The 17,163-nt window shown below is 68.9% G+C and carries 16 protein-coding genes; 7 read left to right on the top strand and 9 right to left on the bottom strand.

The genetic code is table 11. The annotated features are described in order from the left end of the window. Nucleotides 1-47: 47 nt before the first annotated feature. The 7 genes from ACOBQB_RS28600 to trxA all read left to right on the top strand — a co-directional run bounded on the left by ACOBQB_RS28600 (nt 48) and on the right by trxA (nt 9,869). Nucleotides 48-2,399 (top strand): DUF6049 family protein, encoded by a 2,352-nt coding sequence (locus ACOBQB_RS28600; RefSeq protein ID WP_423595583.1) that lies wholly within the window; start codon nt 48-50, stop codon nt 2,397-2,399. 349 nt (nt 2,400-2,748) lie between these two features. Further along, nucleotides 2,749-4,836: a murein biosynthesis integral membrane protein MurJ gene (gene murJ / locus ACOBQB_RS28605; protein WP_423595585.1), complete on the top strand. Its 2,088-nt coding sequence runs from the start codon at nt 2,749-2,751 to the stop codon at nt 4,834-4,836. A gap of 118 nt (nt 4,837-4,954) precedes the next feature. Continuing rightward, the gene (locus ACOBQB_RS28610; RefSeq protein WP_423595587.1) at nt 4,955-6,667 is read left to right on the top strand and encodes a protein kinase family protein; all 1,713 of its coding nucleotides are present in this window, start codon (nt 4,955-4,957) and stop codon (nt 6,665-6,667) included. Between the two features lie 42 nt (nt 6,668-6,709). Next, nucleotides 6,710-7,444 (top strand): RNA polymerase sigma factor SigM, encoded by a 735-nt coding sequence (gene sigM, locus ACOBQB_RS28615; protein ID WP_423595589.1) that lies wholly within the window; start codon nt 6,710-6,712, stop codon nt 7,442-7,444. Further along, a complete protein-coding gene (locus ACOBQB_RS28620; RefSeq protein WP_423595591.1) occupies nt 7,441-8,406 on the top strand; it encodes a hypothetical protein in 966 nt (321 codons plus the stop codon). The genes sigM and ACOBQB_RS28620 overlap by 4 nt, the downstream gene beginning before the upstream one ends. Before the next feature lie 127 nt (nt 8,407-8,533). Then, entirely contained in the window at nt 8,534-9,496 is a 963-nt protein-coding gene (trxB, locus tag ACOBQB_RS28625) for a thioredoxin-disulfide reductase (RefSeq protein WP_423595593.1), read from the top strand. A 40-nt stretch (nt 9,497-9,536) separates the two neighbouring features. Next, nucleotides 9,537-9,869: a thioredoxin gene (gene trxA / locus ACOBQB_RS28630; protein ID WP_423595595.1), complete on the top strand. Its 333-nt coding sequence runs from the start codon at nt 9,537-9,539 to the stop codon at nt 9,867-9,869. A 70-nt stretch (nt 9,870-9,939) separates the two neighbouring features. On the opposite strand, the gene ACOBQB_RS28635 is transcribed toward trxA, so the two are convergent. The 9 genes from ACOBQB_RS28635 to rpmH form a co-directional block, all read right to left on the bottom strand. Next, nucleotides 9,940-10,557 (bottom strand): GNAT family N-acetyltransferase, encoded by a 618-nt coding sequence (locus ACOBQB_RS28635; protein WP_423595597.1) that lies wholly within the window; start codon nt 10,555-10,557, stop codon nt 9,940-9,942. Between the two features lie 306 nt (nt 10,558-10,863). Next, nucleotides 10,864-11,979, bottom strand: coding sequence for a ParB/RepB/Spo0J family partition protein (locus ACOBQB_RS28640; RefSeq protein WP_423595600.1), 1,116 nt, complete (start codon nt 11,977-11,979; stop codon nt 10,864-10,866). Then, nucleotides 11,976-13,055: a ParA family protein gene (locus ACOBQB_RS28645; RefSeq protein WP_423598821.1), complete on the bottom strand. Its 1,080-nt coding sequence runs from the start codon at nt 13,053-13,055 to the stop codon at nt 11,976-11,978. The genes ACOBQB_RS28640 and ACOBQB_RS28645 overlap by 4 nt, the downstream gene beginning before the upstream one ends. A gap of 256 nt (nt 13,056-13,311) precedes the next feature. After that, entirely contained in the window at nt 13,312-14,031 is a 720-nt protein-coding gene (gene rsmG, locus ACOBQB_RS28650; RefSeq protein ID WP_423595602.1) for a 16S rRNA (guanine(527)-N(7))-methyltransferase RsmG, read from the bottom strand. Nucleotides 14,032-14,131: 100 nt separating this feature from the next. Continuing rightward, nucleotides 14,132-14,647 (bottom strand): protein jag, encoded by a 516-nt coding sequence (locus ACOBQB_RS28655; RefSeq protein ID WP_423595604.1) that lies wholly within the window; start codon nt 14,645-14,647, stop codon nt 14,132-14,134. Between the two features lie 14 nt (nt 14,648-14,661). Beyond that, a complete protein-coding gene (gene yidC / locus ACOBQB_RS28660) occupies nt 14,662-15,966 on the bottom strand; it encodes a membrane protein insertase YidC (protein ID WP_423595606.1) in 1,305 nt (434 codons plus the stop codon). A gap of 3 nt (nt 15,967-15,969) precedes the next feature. Beyond that, complete coding sequence (gene yidD, locus ACOBQB_RS28665; protein ID WP_423595608.1) at nt 15,970-16,326, bottom strand: membrane protein insertion efficiency factor YidD; 357 nt, start codon at nt 16,324-16,326, stop codon at nt 15,970-15,972. Further along, nucleotides 16,323-16,694 carry a ribonuclease P protein component gene (rnpA, locus tag ACOBQB_RS28670; protein ID WP_223775662.1) on the bottom strand — a complete coding sequence of 124 codons (372 nt, stop codon included), beginning with the start codon at nt 16,692-16,694 and terminating at the stop codon, nt 16,323-16,325. The genes yidD and rnpA overlap by 4 nt, the downstream gene beginning before the upstream one ends. Before the next feature lie 21 nt (nt 16,695-16,715). Beyond that, nucleotides 16,716-16,853, bottom strand: coding sequence for a 50S ribosomal protein L34 (rpmH, locus tag ACOBQB_RS28675; RefSeq protein ID WP_006381191.1), 138 nt, complete (start codon nt 16,851-16,853; stop codon nt 16,716-16,718). Between the last annotated feature and the right edge of the window lie 310 nt (nt 16,854-17,163).

The following is a 17,163-nucleotide window of genomic DNA, read 5'->3' on the forward strand; positions in this document are numbered from 1 at the left end:
GTGGACGCACAACCGACGACCACTGACGACGAGGGACGGGCGAACGCGTGGCCGAGGCGGCAGACTTCCCGGGGACAAGCCCCTCACCTGCCCGCCGGTGGCTGCGGCGCACCGCAGCACTGCTGGTGGGTACCCCTTTGCTGGCCGGCCTCCTGCAAGCCCCGGCAGGACCCGTGGCGCACGCCACTGTGCCGAGCGCGGCGGCCGACGCCACCGGTTCGGGCACCGTGGACGTATCGCTGGACGCCCTGACCCCGACCGCTCCCGACGAAGGCGACAAGCTCACCGTCTCCGGCACGGTCACCAATCAGGGCAAGCAGACGGTGACCGGGGCCCAGGTCGGGCTGCGGGTGGGATCGGCGCCCCTGGGCGGCCGGAGTGAGATCGACAGCGCCGCGAAGCGCACAGGCTTCCAGCCGGGGCTCGACGGTACGGAGGTCGGCGGCAAGTACGTCGACAAGTTCGACAAGCTCGTGCCCGGCGTGCGGCAGGACTTCAGCATCTCCGTACCCGTCCAGGCGCTGCACCTCGGCGCGGACGGCGTCTACCAGCTGAGCGTCGCCCTCACCGGACAGAACGCCGCGCAGCCCTACCCGCAGGTGCTCGGCATCGAGCGCACCTTCCTGCCGTGGCAGACCGAGGGCGCCGACACGAAGACGAAGACGACCTACCTCTGGCCGCTCATCGCCGACACGCACCTCACGGCGAAGACCGAGTCCGACGAACAGCAGACGCCTGTTTTCAGGAATGACGACCTGGCCGAAGATCTCGCCCCGGGCGGCCGTCTCCAGCAGCTCCTGGCCCTCGGCAGCGACCTCGACGTCACGTGGGTCATCGATCCGGACCTGCTCGCCTCCGTCGAGGCGATGACGAAGGGGTACCGGATCCAGAACCCCGACGAGCGGTCCGCCAGGGCGGGCAAGCAGCAGGCGGTGGCCACCGCCTGGCTCAACGACCTGGAAGCCGCGGTCAAGGGCAAGAAGGTCGTCGCGCTGCCCTTCGCCGACCCCGACCTCGCGTCCCTCGCGCACAACGGCAGGGCGGTGACCGGTTCCCTCAGCCACCTCAAGGACGCCACCGATGCGGGAACCAGCGCGGTGGAGACGATCCTCCACGTGAAGCCGAGCACGGACTTCGCGTGGCCGGCCGACGGAGCGGTCGACCCGTCCATCGTCGATGTCGCGACCTCAGCGGGCGCCCACACGGTGATCGCCCGCAGTGACAGCCTCCGCGAGACCGACGGCCTGGCGTACTCGCCGACCGCGGCCCGGCCCATCGGCGGCGGTACGACCGCCGTGGTGGCCGACGCGCGTCTCTCCACCGCCTTCCAGGGCGACATGACGGAAGCCGAGAACTCCACGCTCGCTGTCCAGGAGTTCGTCGCCCAGAGCCTGATGATCAACCTCCAGGACCCCGGCAGGCAGCGCAGCATCGTGGTCGCGCCGCAGCGCATGCCCACGGCCAGCCAGGCCCAGACGATGGCGAAGGCGCTGACCACGCTCCAGGACGGACAGTGGTCGCAGTTCGAGGACCTGACCGCCGCGGCGAAGGCGAAGCCCGACCCGAGGGCCGCGACCCGGGTTCCGTCGACCGGGGCCTATCCGGGCGCGTTGCGCAAGCAGGAGCTGCCCCAGTCGGCGTTCGAGTCGATCCGCGACACCCAGGGCATGCTCGAACGCTTCCAGGTGATCCTCCGGGAGAAGGACCGCGTGGTCACGCCCTTCGGGAGGGCCATAGACCGGGAGATGTCGACGTCCTGGCGCGGCCGTCCGTCGGAGGCGACCGCCTACCAGACCGGCGTCAAGAGCTATCTGCGGGAACTCACCGAGCAGGTGGCTCTGATCGACAGGTCCGACGCGAAGCTCTCCGGGCGCAGCGCGACCATCCCGGTATCGGTGCAGAACAACCTGGTGCAGGGGGTCCGCCACCTGAAGCTGCGGTTGTACTCACAAAACCCCACACGCCTGAAGATCGGCGGCGGCCCGTACGAGGAGATCCCCGTCGAGATCTCGGGCGGTCACTCGCAATCGGTGAAGTTCACCACGACGGCCAACGCCAACGGTCCGGTCCCGGTCTACGCCCGGCTCTACACGGAGGACGGGGAGCCGTACGGCGATGCCGTGCACTTCGACGTCAACGTCACCGAGGTCACCCCCGCGGTGATGCTCGTCATCGCCGGCGGCCTCCTCCTGCTCGTACTCGCCGGTTTCCGGATGTACACCCAGCGCAAGCGGGCCGCGCGGAAGCTGGCCGCCCAGGAGGGTCCGGACGAAGGGCCCGACGGGGAATCCGGCCCCGCGTCCGGCGAGAACGACCCCGAGCAGCCGAGTGACCCGACACCGGACACCGCCCCGGAAAGCACCGACCCGTCGGACACGGGTGAGAGAGTGGACCGTTGAGCGATGTCGTGGCCGGTGGGCCCGGGGACGATGAGGTGGGGTAAACCATGAACGCGCCGTACGACGGTGACCGTGGCCAGGGCTCGGGCGGCCCTGCCTCGCCCGGGGGCCCGCCGCAGGGCTCTGCCGACCACGGGCAGCAGGTTCCGCCGCAGCCCGCGCCCGACGCGTACCTCCAGGATGCCTACGAGGAGGACCCCTACCGGGCACAGGACCTCTCCGCCCAGGATCCGGTCACCGAGGCGCTCTACGACCGCGCGGCGCATCCCCCGCCGCCGCCCGGCACCTACCCGCAGCAGCCGCTCTACGGTCAGCCGCCCACCCCCGAGCACGCCCCGGACCCCCGCGTGTGGGCCCAGCCGCCGGCCCCGAGCCGGCGGGCCCGACCCGGCACCTGCCGTACGGCGACGACGCGCGCACGACGCAGTTCGTGGGCGTCGACGACCTGGTCACCCAGGCGGGCGAGGAGTACCACGAGCCGGACGCCTTCGCGCACCTCTACCGCGACCAGCGGCCTGGCGGCTACAGCGCCCAGGAGGTCGGCTACCAACAAGGCGGCTACCCGCAGGACAACGGCTACCCCCAGAGCGATGGCCACCCGCAAAACGGTGGCTACCCCCAGAACGGCGGCTACCTCCAGAACGGCGGCTACCCCCAGGACAACGGCTATCCCCAGAGCGCCGGCTTCCAGCAGCCGGTCGACGGCGGCTACCCACCCGCCGACCAGCCGATCGTCCCCGCCCCGGCACCGGCTCCTGCTCCCACGCCCGCACCGGCTCCGGCCCCCGCCGCCCCCAAGTCAGGGGGTCGCGCGTCGAGCTTGCTGAAGTCCAGCGCCGTCATGGCGGCAGGCACGCTCGTCTCGCGCCTCACCGGCTTCATCCGCTCCGCACTGATCGTCTCGGCGCTCGGCGTCGGCCTGCTCGGCGACACCTTCCAGGTCGTCTACCAGATCCCGACGATGATCTACATCCTCACCGTCGGCGGCGGCCTCAACTCCGTGTTCGTGCCGCAGCTGGTGCGCTCCATGAAGGAGGACGACGACGGGGGCGAGGCGTACGCCAACCGCCTGCTGACCCTCGTCATGGTGGCGCTCGGCGTGCTCACCGTCCTCGGCATCGTCCTGGCCCCCCAGCTCGTGCGAGTGATGTCCGTCCCGGTCGCGAACGACCCGGCGGCGACCGAGGTCGGCACCACGCTGCTGCGTTACTTCCTGCCCTCGATCTTCTTCATGGGCGTCCATGTCGTGATGGGCCAGATCCTCAACGCCCGTGGCAAGTTCGGCGCGATGATGTGGACCCCGGTCCTCAACAACATCGTCATCATCGCCACGCTCGGCATGTTCATCTGGGTGTACGGGACCTCGGCGTCGTCCGACATGACCGTCGGGAACATCCCGCCGGAGGCCGAGCGCCTCCTCGGTTTCGGTGTCCTGCTCGGTCTCGTCGTGCAGGCCCTGGCGATGATCCCGTACCTGCGCGAGACCGGGTTCAAGCTCCGCCCGCGCTTCGACTGGAAGGGTCACGGCCTGGGCAAGGCCGCCAAGCTCGCCAAGTGGACGATCCTGTTCGTGCTGGCCAACCAGGCGGGCGCCCTCGTCGTCACCCAGCTGGCCACCGCCGCCACCGTCGACCTGCCCTCGACGAGCGGCATCGGCTTCTCCGCCTACGCGAACGCCCAGCTCATCTGGGGGCTCCCGCAGGCGATCATCACGGTGTCGCTGATGGCGGCCCTACTGCCCCGGCTCGCCCGCTCGGCCCAGGACGGCGACTCCGGATCCGTCCGCGACGACATCTCCCAGGGCCTGCGCACGACCGCGGTCGCCATCGTGCCGATCTCCTTCGGGTTCGTCGCCCTCGGCATCCCGATGTGCACGCTGATCTTCGGTTCCTCGGGCAGCGCCCAGGCCACGAACATGGGCTACATGCTGATGGCCTTCGGCCTCGGCCTGATCCCGTACTCCGTGCAGTACGTCGTGCTGCGGGCCTTCTACGCCTACGAGGACACGAGGACCCCCTTCTACAACACGGTCATCGTGGCCGCGATGAACGCCGCCGCCTCGGCGGCCTGCTACTTCGTGCTGCCCACCCGCTGGGCGGTCACCGGCATGGCCGCCGCTTACGGACTCTCGTACGCCATCGGCGTGGGCGTCGCCTGGCAGCGGCTGCGCAAGCGGCTCGGCGGTGACCTGGACGGTTCCCGTGTGCTGCGTACGTATGCCAGGCTCGGCATCGCCGCGCTGCCCGCGGCACTTCTCGCGGGCGGTGCCGCGTACGCGATCACCAAGAGCCTTGGGCAGGGTGTCCTCGGATCGCTGGCGGCCCTGTTCGCGGGCGGTGCCGTACTACTGGGAGTCTTCTTCGTCGCCGCGAAGCGCATGCGGATCGAGGAGCTCAACTCCATGGTCGGCATGGTCCGCGGCCGTCTCGGTCGCTGAGATGAGCAGTACCGCACAACTATCGCCGGCCACTGCGTGTCGTGCATAGCACCGGACTGTGGGCACAATTGGCTTTGGCGTCTGACGAAGCGCAACGGATGGGGAGGCAGGAGCGACGGTGGCGGAACGGAGCACGGCTGCCGTCGACGTGGCAGACAACAGCGGCGACGAGCCGCTGACCGCCAAGGCGGAGCAGCCCACGGCCGACGGGGTGGCCCAGACCCGGGAGCGGGACACGGCAGCAGACGATGACACGGCGGATACAGAGAAGCCCATGAGCCGTGGGGCCTCCTCACCCCCCGAACTACACAGTGGCCACAAGCTCGCCAGGCGCTACCGACTCGAAGAGTGCGTCACCCGTCTGGACGGTTTCAGCAGCTGGCGCGCGGTGGACGAAAAGCTCCGCCGCGCCGTCGGCGTCCACCTGCTGCCCGCGGACCACCCGCGGGCACGCTCGGTCCTCGCGGCGGCCCGTTCCTCGGCCCTCCTCGGCGACCCGCGGTTCGTACAGGTCCTGGACGCGGTCGAGGAGAACGACCTCGTCTACGTCGTCCACGAGTGGCTCCCGGACGCCACGGAGCTCACCGCGGTCCTCGCGGCGGGCCCGCTTGAGGCGCACGACGCGTATCAGCTCGTCAGCCAGGTCTCCCAGGCAATGGCGGCCGCCCACCGCGAAGGGCTGGCCCATCTGCGGCTGACTCCGAGCGCCGTGCTGCGCACCTCCTCCGGTCAGTACCGCATCCGCGGCCTCGCCGTGAACGCGGCGCTGCGTGGCATCGGCTCCGACACCCCGCAGCGCACGGACACGGAGGCGATCGGCGCCCTCCTGTACGCCTCGCTGACCCAGCGCTGGCCGTACGAGGACGATGCCTACGGCCTCTCCGGGCTGCCCAAGGACATCGGCCTCATCGCCCCTGACCAGGTGCGTGCGGGCGTCCACCGCGGCCTCTCCGAGCTCGCCATGCGGGCGCTCGTCAACGACGGCGCCACCGCCTCCCGCCAGGACCCGCCGTGCACGACGCCGGAGGAGCTGGTCAAGGCCATCGGTGAGATGCCCCGCATCCGTCCGCCGGAGCCGGCCTTCACGGCGCCCCCCGAGTACCAGCGCACCACGTACCAGCAGGGCAGCTACGGCCGCCCCGCGGCTCATCCCGGCCTCACCCAGACCGTGATCGCCCCGCCGCCCCCGCTGCAGAGCCGCACCGGCAGGGCCCTCAAGTGGGCCGTGTCCGCGCTGCTCATCGCCGCGCTGGGCCTGGGCAGCTGGCAGCTCGCCGACGCGCTCATCCACGGTGAGAAGTCCGGCGACGCCACCGAGACACAGACCACCAAGGGCGACGACAAGGACCAGCCGAAGCCCAAGAAGCCGATCAGCATCAAGGGTGGCCAGGAGTACGTGCTGAAGGGGTCGGCCCAGGACCCGGGCGACATCGACAACACCTACGACAAGGACCCGGCCTCGCTCTGGCGGACCAAGACGTTCAACGACGGTCCGGGGCTCGCCCCCTACAAGCCCGGTGTCGGTATCGTCTACGACCTCGGCTCGAAGCAGGATGTCTCGGCGGCATCGGTTGCCCTTCAGTACGGCGGGCCCCACACCACGATCGCGCTGTACGCCGTGGATTCACTCTCGCCGTCGACACCGATCAACTCCATGAAGAAGATCGGTACCACCACGACGTCGGACACCACCGCGAAGATCGAGGCCAAGAAGCCCGTGAAGTCGCAGTATGTCCTCCTGTGGATGACCGCGGTGCCGAACTCCGGCCGCGACGGGTACTACAGGGCGGGGTACAAGCAGGCCATCACCGACGTGAAGTTCAAGGGCTGAGAGACCGGCTCGGCCAAGCTCGCTGGGGGGAGGGGTCCGACGGTGGACAGCACCGCGCTGGGTGACATGGACGACCAGGACCTCCTCGCCGGCCATGTCGCTGGGGACAAGGACGCCTTCGGCGAGCTTGTCCGCCGCCACCGGGACCGGCTGTGGGCCGTGGCCCTGCGCACTCTCGGAGACCGCGAGGAGGCCGCCGACGCGGTGCAGGACGCTCTTGTCTCCGCCTATCGCGCGGCGCACACCTTCCGCGGCCAGTCCGCCGTCACGACCTGGCTGCACCGGATCACCGTGAACGCCTGCCTCGACCGGGCCCGTAAGGCCGCCTCCCGCAAGACTTCCCCCATCGACGACACCGAGCGCCTTGAGCAGCTCCTGGAGCCGGAGGAGTCGGCTGCCGCCCCGGTCGAGCGGGACGATCTGCACCGGGAGCTCCTGGAGGCGCTGGGCACGCTCCCGGCCGACCAGCGCGCCGCTCTCGTCCTCGTCGACATGCAGGGCTACCCGGTCGCTGAGGCCGCCCGCGTTCTCGACGTCCCCGCCGGCACCGTCAAGAGCCGCTGCTCCCGCGGAAGAGCCAGACTGCTGCCACTGCTCACTCATCTGCGTACGGAGTCACGTACGCGGGACGGCGACAGCGGCGAGGACGGCGCGGCCAAGAACCGCGACGCGGGAAGGAACCGGACGCAGGGGACATCCGTCCCACCGGCAGCAGGGCCACGGGATGCGGGACCAAGCGATTCAGCTGCTGTGAAGGGCGGAGGTGGGCGAGCGTGACAGCCACGACCGACCCGACTGGGCACCCGGAGGTCACCGAGATCTCCGACCTGACCGAGGGCTTGCTCTCCCCGTCGCGTACGAGCGACGTGCGACGGCATCTGGACGGCTGTGAGCTCTGCGCCGACGTCTATGCCTCCCTGGAGGAGATCCGCGGCATGCTCGGCACACTGCCCGGCCCGCCGCGGATGCCCGCGGACGTCGCGGGGCGCATTGACGCGGCACTGGCCGCCGAAGCGCTGCTGAATGCCACTGCCCCCGACGGCCCCCCGAGGGACGTGACACCCGAGCCCGAGCCCGTCTCCGCCGTTCCGGCACATATCGCGGCTCCCCGTGTTTCACGTGAAACATCGCCCGGCGCCCCCGACGCCGCCGTGTCCGGCGCGGTCGCCGATCGCCCTGCCGGACGACCGCGTGCGGCCACCGGCCCGGGGCGCGGTGGCTCTCTGCGGCGCCCACGGCGCCGTACCGCCGTACTCGGCGCCGTCTTCACCGCGGCCGCCCTTGGTCTCGGCACTCTGCTGATGCCAACGGTGGGCGGTGACCCGGACAGCCCGCCCGTCGGCCATCGGGACAGCGCGGACTCCTTCTCAGAAGAAAAGCTCAAGGGACAGGTCGCCGACCTTCTCGCCAAGAGCCCCGCCAAAGAGTCGCGCGGAAGCAAGTCGGAAGGGTCCAAGCCCTTCGACACGCGCACCACCCCCGAGTCCCCGACGGCCGACGCCCGGCTGCGTGAGGCCTCGGTCCAGGTACCGGAGTGCATCCAGCGCGGCATCGGCGCCCGGACTCCCCTCGCGGCAGAGGAGGGCTCGTACGAGGGCAAGCGCGCGTACCTCGTCGTGGTGCCGCATGATTCCGACGCAGGCCAGGTGTCCGCTTACATCGTCGACGCCGCCTGCGTGGGCAAGTCCTCACCGAGCGCGGGCAAAGTTCTGCTGACGCATTCCTACCCTCAGGGCTGACACGCTTCCGTACACGCGGACACGACAGGGAATGCATGCCCCGTAGGATCCGTTGGGTGGGGTGAGTACCTGAGACAGGCACCCCACCAGCAGTACGCAGCAGTCCCCAGAGACGAGGAATCAAGCCGTGACCGACGTCCGTAACGTGATCATCATCGGCTCCGGGCCCGCCGGCTACACGGCGGCGCTCTACACCGCGCGCGCGTCGCTGAAGCCGCTGGTGTTCGAGGGCGCCGTCACCGCTGGCGGTGCGCTGATGAACACCACCGAGGTGGAGAACTTCCCCGGCTTCCAGGACGGCGTCATGGGCCCCGAGCTCATGGACAACATGCGCGCCCAGGCCGAGCGCTTCGGCGCCGAGCTCGTGCCCGACGATGTTGTCGCCGTTGACCTCAGCGGTGAGATCAAGACCGTAACGGACACCGCCGGCACCGTGCACCGCGCGAAGGCCGTCATCGTCACGACCGGCTCGCAGCACCGCAAGCTCGGTCTGCCGAACGAGGACGCGCTCTCCGGACGCGGCGTCTCCTGGTGCGCCACCTGCGACGGCTTCTTCTTCAAGGACCAGGACATCGCCGTGATCGGCGGCGGTGACACCGCGATGGAGGAGGCCACCTTCCTCTCGCGCTTCGCCAAGTCCGTGACGATCGTGCACCGCCGCGACAGCCTGCGCGCCTCCAAGGCGATGCAGGAGCGCGCCTTCGCCGACCCGAAGATCAAGTTCATCTGGGACAGCGAGGTCGCCGAGATCAAGGGCGACCAGAAGCTCTCCGGTCTGACGCTGCGCAACCTCAAGACGGGCGAGACGTCCGAGTTGCCGGTCACCGGCCTGTTCATCGCGATCGGCCACGACCCGCGCACGGAGCTCTTCAAGGGCCAGCTGGAGCTCGACGACGAGGGCTACCTGAAGGTCGAGGCGCCCTCGACCCGGACGAACCTGACCGGTGTCTTCGGCGCCGGCGACGTCGTCGACCACACCTACCGCCAGGCGATCACAGCGGCCGGCACCGGCTGCTCCGCCGCCCTCGACGCCGAGCGTTTCCTCGCCGCCCTCACCGACAGCGAGAACGCTGCGACTGCCACCGTCTGACCCCCGCCTTTCCTCACCGCACCAAGCTAAGGAGACTGCCGTGGCCGGCACCCTCAAGAACGTGACCGACGCCTCCTTCGAAGAGGACGTCCTCAAGAGCGACAAGCCCGTACTGGTGGACTTCTGGGCCGCCTGGTGCGGCCCGTGCCGCCAGATCGCCCCGTCCCTGGAGGCGATCGCGGCCGAGCACGGCGACAAGATCCAGGTCGTCAAGCTCAACATCGACGAGAACCCGGGCACGGCCGCCAAGTACGGCGTCATGTCCATCCCGACCCTGAACGTGTACCAGGGTGGCGAGGTGGCCAAGACCATCGTCGGTGCCAAGCCGAAGGCTGCGATCGAGCGGGACCTCGCGGACTTCATCACCGAGTAATCAGCGGCGTTGTTTCACGTGAAACACGAATGGCCCGGCCCCGCGAGGGACCGGGCCATTCTGCTGTTCGTCAGAGCGGGCGAAGCGCCGGTTCCTTCTGCACCGCGCCCAGCAGCCGATCGAGCGCCATCTCCACGTCTTCCTTCCAGGAAAGCGTCGTCCGCAACTCCAGCCGCAGCCGTGGATATGCGGGGTGCGGGCGGACCGTCTTGAAGCCCACCGCCAGAAGGTGATCCGCGGGCAGCACACACGCGGGCTTCTCCCACCGCGCGTCACCGAAAGCCTCGATCGCCTTGAAGCCTCGACGCAGCAGATCCTTGGCGACCGTCTGGACGATCACTCTGCCGAGACCTTGGCCCTGATAGCCGGGCATGATCCACGCGGTCATCAGCTGGACGGCGTCCGCGGACACAGGGCTCGTGGGGAACGCGGTGGAGCGCGGCACGTAGGCAGGGGGTGCGTACAACACGAAGCCCACGGGCACATCGTCGACGTACACGACCCGGCCGCAGGACCCCCACTCCAGCAGGACCGCGGAGATCCACGCCTCCTTCTCCAGCTCCGGCGTCCCGGCCTTTACCGCGGCCTGGCCGCTGACCGGGTCCAGCTCCCAGAAGACGCACGAGCGGCAGCGCTTGGGAAGGTCCGAGAGGTTGTCCAGCGTGAGCGGTACGAGCCGACGCCCCATGAAGGCGATTCCTCCCTTTCCTCGCCCGCCGCGCTGCGGGCGGCCGTCAGAGCGCTGCGTTCCCGGAGCAGACTGCCGACGAAGCCGCCGACCGCTCCCAGCCCCAGGCCCGCGGTCATCAGTCCGGTGCGGCTCATCGTCCGCATGGCCCTCGCCTCCCCAATGAGGTGCCGTCAGGTGGATGCGCCCTACCTGATCGCATCGTATCCACGAAGTGATTCCATCGATAGCGCAAGAAAGCAAAAAGCGGGCCGTATCCGGCACAGACCGGACACGGCCCGCTCTCGCGGGACCAGCCGTCAAGACTCAGCCCTTGTCGTCCTCAGGGGCCTCTTCCGTGACGTCCGCGGCCTGTCCGTTCTTGAGGACGGGGCCCTCGCCCGGAGCGAGCGTGCTGAGGATGCGCTCCAGGTCCTCCAGAGAGGCAAAGTCGACGACGATCTTGCCCTTCTTCTGGCCCAGGTCCACCCGCACCCGGGTTTCGAACCGGTCGGAGAGCCGGGTGGCGAGGCTGGTCAGCGCCGGCGAGAGCCGGGCCCCGGCACGCGGCCCCTTGGCCTTGGGCGTGCTCTGCGGCCGCGACCCCATGAGGGTCACGATCTCCTCGACGGCACGCACCGAAAGGCCCTCGGCCACAATCCGGTGCGCGAGCCGGTCCTGCTCCTCCGAATCGTCCACGGAGAGCAACGCCCGGGCATGCCCGGCGGAGAGCACCCCTGCGGCCACCCTGCGCTGCACGGTCGGCGAGAGCTTCAGCAGACGCAGCGTGTTGGACACCTGCGGGCGGGACCGGCCGATGCGGTCCGCCAACTGGTCGTGCGTGCAGTTGAAGTCCTTGAGCAGCTGGTCGTAGGCGGCGGCCTCTTCCAGCGGGTTCAGCTGAGCACGGTGCAGGTTCTCCAGCAGCGCGTCCAGAAGGAGCTTCTCGTCTTCCGTGGCGCGCACGATCGCCGGGATGCGCTCCAGACCTGCCTCACGACAGGCCCGCCAGCGCCGCTCGCCCATGATGAGTTCATAGCGAGCGGGGCCCAACTGACGCACGACGACCGGCTGGAGAAGGCCGACCTCCTTGATGGAGGTCACCAGCTCCGCGAGCGCGTCCTCGTCGAACACCTCACGCGGCTGCCGCGGGTTGGGCGAGATGAAGTCCAGCGGCAGTTCGGCGAAGTGCGCACCGGCCACCGGCGCGTTCTCCGTTGCCGCTGCGGCCTGCTGGGGCGGCTCCACCGTTTCATGTGAAACAGGGCTCTGCGGAAGCGCGGTGACCTTGGCGGCGGCCACACCCCGCTCGGCGGTGAGAACCGGCACGGCCGTGGTGGAGGCCGCGGCTCCCGCCGCTCTCTGCGGAATCTGCTTCTCTGTGGGGGCTGCAGGGATCAAGGCGCCAAGGCCCCGACCCAGTCCTCTCCGTCGCTCGCTCACTGCATCCCCTCCGTCATGCTGTGCTGGTCGTTCTGAGCGCCCGTGGTGTGGGCATGTTGGACGTCATAACGCACTCCGACTCCACGCAGCGCGATCTCACGCGCCGCTTCGAAGTAGGAGAGGGCACCACTCGACCCCGGATCGTAGGTGAGCACCGTCTGGCCGTAGCTCGGCGCCTCTGAGATACGGACCGACCGCGGGATGCTCGTCCGCAGGACCTCGCTACCGAAGTGACTGCGCACCTCCTCGGCCACCTGGGAGGCGAGCCGGGTCCTGCCGTCGTACATGGTGAGCAGGATCGTCGAGACGTGCAGGTTCGGGTTGAGGTGACCTCGCACGAGGTCGACGTTGCGCAGGAGTTGGCCGAGTCCTTCCAGTGCGTAGTACTCGCACTGGATGGGGATCAGCACTTCCGCGCCAGCCACCAGGGCGTTGACCGTCAGCAGACCGAGCGACGGCGGGCAGTCGATGAGGATGTAGTCCAGCGGCTGCTCGTACGCCTGGATCGCCCGCTGCAGCCGGCTCTCCCGCGCCACCAGCGACACCAGCTCGATCTCCGCACCGGCGAGATCGATGGTGGCCGGGGCGCAGAAGAGGCCCTCGACATCCGTTACCGGCTGGACGACGTCGGACAGCGGTTTGCTCTCGACCAACACGTCGTAGATGGACGGCACCTCGGCGTGATGGTCGATGCCCAGTGCGGTGGAGGCGTTGCCCTGCGGGTCGAGGTCGATCACCAGGACTCGGGCACCGTGCAGAGCTAGCGAGGCGGCGAGATTGACGGTCGTCGTCGTCTTGCCCACCCCGCCCTTCTGGTTGGCGACCACCATGATGCGGGTCCGCTCAGGACGTGGCAGGCCTTCGCCGGCGCGGCCGAGTGCTTCCACCGCCAGCTGTGCAGCACGACCGATGGGTGTGTCGTCCATCGGGGTCGGTGTTTCACGTGAAACATCCTCCCCCGCCGATTCGGTGCGGGGACCGGGGACCGGTTCGGTCATCGGTCCCGCGATGTTGGCGTCGGACCGCAAGGATTCACTCTCCTCGACATCAGGCTCACAATGAACAGAGCCTCCCATGCTTTGAGGGTCATGAACCAGCGAGGCCCGGTCTTCTGTGGACGAATCCCCCTCTGTGGAAAACTCCGTGCCCTTATCGAGGGAACCGAGGGGGCGGCGGTCGCGAGGTTCCGCAGCGCGGCCGCGATTGATGATGCCATGCAGCAGTGAGCGACGTTTCACGTGAAACACGATGCACGGCAACCGGGGTGCCGCTTGTGCGACACCCCGGTATGCGTACGTTTGGCAGCTTTTGTGGAGTACAGCCTGCCGTCAATCAGCCGCGACGGCGTCGCGCACGGCCGGTGCGTGCGGCCTTGGCACGCTTCGCCGCGAAGCGCACGCCGCCCGGGCTCTCCCCGACCTCGACCCGGACGACCGTGGACTGCGGATCCACCACGCCTTCGCCGACGTGCAGCACGGAGGTGCCGACCGCGCCGAGCTTGCTCAGAGCGGATCCCGCAGCCTTGACCTCTTCCTCGGCGGTGTCGCCCTTGAGGAGGAGCATCTCCCCGTACGGACGCAGCAGAGGGACTCCCCAGGCCGCCAGGCGGTCCAGCGGCGCCACAGCTCGCGCCGTCACCACATGCACCGGCGGCAGCTTGCCGAGGACTTCCTCGGCGCGGCCCCGCACGACCGTCACGTGGTCGAGGCCGAGCAGCTCGACGACTTCGGTGAGGAAGTTCGTACGCCGCAGCAGAGGCTCAAGGAGCGTGATCTTCAGGTCCGGGCGGACGAGAGCCAGCGGAATGCCGGGCAGTCCTGCCCCGGAGCCGACATCGCACACCGTGACACCCTCGGGCACGACCTCGGACAGCACCGCGCAGTTCAACAGGTGCCGCTCCCAGAGCCGAGGCACCTCCCGAGGGCCGATCAAGCCTCGCTGCACTCCGGCATCGGCGAGCAGTTCCGCGTACCGGACCGCGTCCGTGAAGCGATCGCCGAATACCGTCCGGGCCTCTTCAGGCGCCGGGGGAAGCTCCGCTGCCTCCGTCACGGGGACCGTCCTTCCGTACCGCACTGGGGTGGCTGACTAGCAGGCTGACAAAGACCGGCCCCGCCTGTGAACAGACGGGGCCGGAAATACGCGGTGCCGCTCAGGCGGGGAGTACGACGACGAAACGCTGCGGCTCCTCGCCCTCGGACTCACTGCGCAGACCGGCGGCCTTAACGGCATCATGCACGACCTTGCGCTCGAACGGCGTCATCGGCTGAAGCTTGGTCGGCTCACCGGAGCTCTTGACGTCGGCCGCGGCCTTGGCGCCCAGCTCCGAGAGCTCCTCGCGCTTCTGGGCGCGGTAGCCCGCGATGTCCAGCATCAGGCGGCTGCGGTCACCGGTCTCGCGGTGCACGGCGAGACGCGTGAGCTCCTGGAGCGCCTCCAGGACCTCGCCGTCGCGACCGACCAGCTTCTGGAGGTCACGGCTGGCCGTGTCGCTGATGATCGAGACAGCGGCGCGGTCGGCCTCGACGTCCATGTCGATGTCGCCGTCGAGGTCGGCGATGTCCAGCAGACCCTCTAGGTAGTCCGCCGCGATCTCGCCCTCCTGCTCAAGGCGGGTGAGGGTGTCGCCGGCCTCAGCTGCGGCGGAGGTGGTGGTGCCTTCCGTCACGGGATGGACTCCTTCTACTTCTTGGAGGACGGGTGCTTGGGCCGCTGCTGGCCCTTGCGCTGCTGTCCCGACTTGGCTTTGCTGCGGGTACCGGAGCCGGGCTTGTTGCCCGTCGTGTTGCCGCCCGTCGGCTTTTCCTTGGGGGCGGCGTCCTCAGGCTGGTTCTGAGCCTTCTCCAGCGACGTCTTGGTGGCCTCTTCGCCGTCCGGCTTGGCGGCGCCCTGCGCGATGGCGGCCTGGCGCTTGGCCTTGCTCTGCCGCTTGGGCTGCTGGCGCCTGGGGGCCCCGGCGGCCGTGGCCCCGTCCTCCGTCTCCGTGGCGACGGCGGTCTCGCTCTCCACCACGGTGCCGTCGGCCTGGGCCGCGAGGCCCGCCTTGGTCAGACCGTTGATGAACTTGCGCTCGAACTCGTTGCGGTCCCGGCCCTTGGCGACGATCGCCTTGATGACGTTCACGTTGCCACGGCCCCGCACCTTCTTGTGGTGCGTGACCTGCTTCTGCAGACGCTCCAGGAAGGCGGCCTGCGCCTTGGAGCCCGGCGTCGGGTTCCTGCGGATCACGAACATCTGCTGGCCCATGGTCCACACGTTGGTGGTCAGCCAGTAGACGAGGACACCGACGGGGAAGTTGATGCCGAAGATGGCGAACATGATCGGGAAGACGTACATGAGCATCTTCTGCTGCTGCATGAACGGCGTCTTGACCGTCGTGTCCACGTTCTTCGTCATCAGCTGGCGCTGGGTGAAGAACTGGGAGGCCGACATCAGAATGATCATGACGGCGGTGATGACGCGGACGTCGGTCAGCGTGGCGCCGAGCGAGGCGACCTTGTCGGCGCTGTCCATGAACTTCGCGGCCAGCGGGGCGCCGAAGATGTGCGCCTTACGCGCGCTCTCCAGGAGCGGGCCGTCGATGACCCCGATCTCCTTGCCCGTCGCGATGCTGTTGAGCACGTGGTACAGGGCGAAGAAGAACGGCGACTGCGCCAGGATGGGAAGGCACGAGGAGAGCGGGTTGGTACCCGACTCCTTGTACAGCTTCATCATCTCTTCGGACTGGCGCTGCTTGTCGCTCTTGTAGCGCTCCTGGATCTTCTTCATCTCGGGCTGCAGCGTCTGCATGGCCCGAGTGGCCTTGATCTGCTTCACGAAGAGCGGGATCAGGCAGATACGGATCAGGATCACCAGGGACACGATGGACAGGCCCCAGGCCCAGCCCGTGTCGGGGCCGAAGAGCTTCCCGTACACCGAGTGGAACTGAACGATGACCCACGAAACTGGTGTCGTAATAAAGCTGAAGAGACTGGCAATCGTGTCCACTAATCAGGCTCCTTGAGCATGGGACGGGGTCTCGGTCTCGGCGGCCGTGCTCGGGGGAAGAGCCCCGGTCGTCCCGCCCGCGGCGGAGGGCCCGCCCTTGCGTTCGCGCCAGACAGCGCGCAGCATCTCGTGCCACCGCGGACGCTTGCGCGGCGGAACATGGTCGACACCACCGAGCGACCACGGATTGCACCGCAGGATGCGCCAGACGGTGAGCGCCGCTCCCTTGATCGCACCGTGTCGGTCGATGGCCAGGTAGCCGTAGCGGGAACACGACGGGTAGTACTTGCACACGGGGCCCAGAAGCGGACTGATCGTCCACTGGTACAGCTTGATCAGGGCCAACAGCGGGTACTTCATCGCGCGCCCCCTCCCAGCAACCGCTGCAAGGCGGCGTCCAGGTCTCGGGCCAGCTGTGCATGGTCGGCGTCGCCCGCTCCGGGCAGCGCTCGTACGACTACCAGGCTACCGGGGGGCACGGAGGCCAGCCGGTCGCGCATGAGGTGGCGAAGCCTGCGCTTCACCGTGTTGCGTACGACGGCTCCGCCCACGGCCTTGCTGACGACGAAACCCGCACGTGTCGGGGGAAGGGTCTCCCCAGGCACGTGCGGGTCCGTTGCACCGCTACGTAGATGGACGACGAGGAGCGGGCGTCCGGCCCGGCGTCCTCGGCGTACCGCGGTCGCGAAGTCCTCGCGCCGCCTCAGCCGATGCTCGGTAGGCAGCACGACGTCATGACCTGACTGAGATCAGGCGGACAGGCTGGCGCGACCCTTGCCACGACGGTTCGCGAGAATCGCGCGGCCGGCACGGGTGCGCATCCGCAGGCGGAAGCCGTGGGTCTTGGCGCGACGACGGTTGTTCGGCTGGAAGGTGCGCTTGCTCACTCGGGGGCTCCAGAAATGATTGTGTGGTGGCGGGACATCGCCTGGCTGTCACCGTGCGCCCACGAGAAGCTCGCGAATACGCACCGAGTGCACCGCTTCACAATCACAGATCGTGATCTTTGCCCATCGGAGGCAGGCGGCAGCAGCCATCGACAACTCGACCTGGTCACGGTACGCGGGGCTACGCCATCCGGTCAAACCGACCGCTGGGAAGAGACACTGTGCACAGCCTGTGGACAACAACTTGAACCGCAGCCGTCGCCCTGACTACCTTGGCTGAACTCCGATTCGTTCCCTTCCCCCTCCCCAT

The organism is Streptomyces sp. G5(2025), assembly GCF_049542075.1.
Taxonomy (GTDB): Bacteria; Actinomycetota; Actinomycetes; order Streptomycetales; family Streptomycetaceae; genus Streptomyces.